The organism is Streptomyces avicenniae, from assembly GCF_000719135.1.
GTDB lineage: Bacteria > Actinomycetota > Actinomycetes > Streptomycetales > Streptomycetaceae > Streptomyces > Streptomyces avicenniae.
In genome coordinates, this window is sequence record NZ_JOEK01000061.1 from 1 (window position 1) to 300 (window position 300).

1 pseudogene is annotated in these 300 nt (G+C 71.3%); it reads right to left on the reverse strand.

Annotated features, from left to right (window positions below):
- Positions 1-300: pseudogene (locus IF27_RS29750) on the reverse strand (hydrolase); the annotation flags it as partial.

Below are 300 nucleotides of genomic sequence, written 5' to 3' on the forward strand. Positions count from 1 at the left end.
GACCAGGCCGATCCAGTCGCCGTCATGGACGTAGGTGTCCTGGCAGACGTTGCCCCTGCCCTTGTCGACGTTGACGGCGAAGCCCAGCATGTGCGGGGCGCCCTTCTTCGTGCTGCCCGCGTAGGTGTCGCCACCGTCCGCGGCGACGGACCACGGGTCGAAGTACTTCCCCTCGCCGTTGGTCGACGCGGGGTCGTGGACGTAGGCGCGGGTGTCGGTGCCCTGGGCGCCGGCCACGGCGACGTTGACGGCGGTGATCGTGCCCTCTCCGGGCGTGCCGGCGGTCTCGCCGTCGCACTC